General features: G+C 45.7%; 1 protein-coding gene. It reads right to left on the bottom strand.

Annotation, left to right across the window (positions count from 1 at the left end):
- Positions 1–6 precede the first annotated feature (6 nt).
- Entirely contained in the window at positions 7–1,329 is a 1,323-nt protein-coding gene (locus MMU07_RS21660; RefSeq protein ID WP_241128704.1) for an IS1380 family transposase, read from the bottom strand.
- Between the last annotated feature and the right edge of the window lie 75 nt (positions 1,330–1,404).

A 1,404-nucleotide genomic window follows, 5' to 3' on the forward strand; every position in this document is an offset into this window, starting at 1 on the left:
CCCGAATTATGCATTAGAATATGTAAATGGGAGGCTTAGGTTGGAGATTTGAGAGAATATTCCATCCATCCAAGGCCTTCGTTTAGTGGGTAAAGAGATTTTGAGGACTTTTTTATTGGCATGTGAAGCAGTCCATGCTCCTAATGCAAAGCAATAAGATCTAAGTGTGCCCAAGGTTGCCCGGTTGTGATGGTTGAGTGCAAAATGTCGGAACAGACTCATCAGATTATAGGCCACCATGATGAATCTAAAGGATGCTTCAGTGGCCCAGAAGTCCTGTAGGCAGAAGTTTTCCAGACCAAAATCATATTTTAGTTCCTTTATTCTGTTTTCACAGTCTGCCCTGCTGTTGTACATGTTCCATATTTGGTCCAGGGGAAGATCAAGATTGGTTACATAGCAGCTGTATCTATAGCCCGGCTCGTCTTCAAAGAGCATTTTACCTGCAGCGTTTGGCCTGATATCGATTTGCTTTTTGACCAGGATATATCTTCTGGGCTTTCCGTTTTCATGGCTAAACTTCATCTCACTGAGTTCGATGCCTTTGGCCAATCTGACCCAGTCTTTGATGGCCCAGACTTCACTTTTTACATTGGGATACATTCTCACGGCCATGATGTAATTGAGTTCCTGTCCTTCCAGATAGGACATCAGTTCTTCGGTATAAAACCCACTGTCTGCACGAACCAGACCGATTTTCTTGTCTTTGAGTACCTCCTTGAAGGTTTCTTCCATAAACTCCTTGCAACTGCTGCTGGCAGCCGTATCCCCCGGACGCAGCCAAGCATTGGCCACCATGCGGGTCTGCTCCACAAAAGCCATCAAAGGGTGGTGGGAATTCCTGCCGCGTTTGTTGGGATTGTATCCTTTTGCACTGCCTTGCTGATCTCCGTAGCGGGTGATGACCGTACTGTCAAAGTCTACCGTGAGGCTCCCGATATTCATCTGATCAAAAAACCAGTGCTGTAACTCAGGGAAAATCTCCGTGTTGAGTGCCTGGGAAAACTTCCCGAAAAACCGGCTGTAGGTGCTCTGAGACGGCATAGCGTCCCAACCGAATATGGATTGAAGTACCTGATCATAACGCAACCAGTCACAATGAATGTAGCGGCTCGCTCCCGTCCAGATGCCGAGCCAGAAAGATTCCACGATCTGCTTTGGATCGTATCCCCTGTTTGATCCCGGTTGGGGAAGATTAAGCTGTTCCAACTTTTCCCGAATCCCTACCTGATCAATAAACCGCTTCATCATACTCATCCCCCCAAATGGGGTGACAGGCTTGGAGCTATATTCAATGGGGAGGTTAACCATTTTGGTGATATGCTTCATACTTCAAAAACAGACTTTAAACCAAAATTTAACACTTTTCAACTAATTGCGAAATCCTATTGCATAATCACGGTT

The organism is Cognataquiflexum nitidum (assembly GCF_022538055.1).
GTDB lineage: Bacteria > Bacteroidota > Bacteroidia > Cytophagales > Cyclobacteriaceae > Cognataquiflexum > Cognataquiflexum nitidum.

Bases quoted from the DNA above. Each gene is read 5' to 3' on its own strand.
- MMU07_RS21660 (WP_241128704.1), bottom strand. From the start codon at position 1,329: ATGAAGCATATCACCAAAATGGTTAACCTCCCCATTGAATATAGCTCC.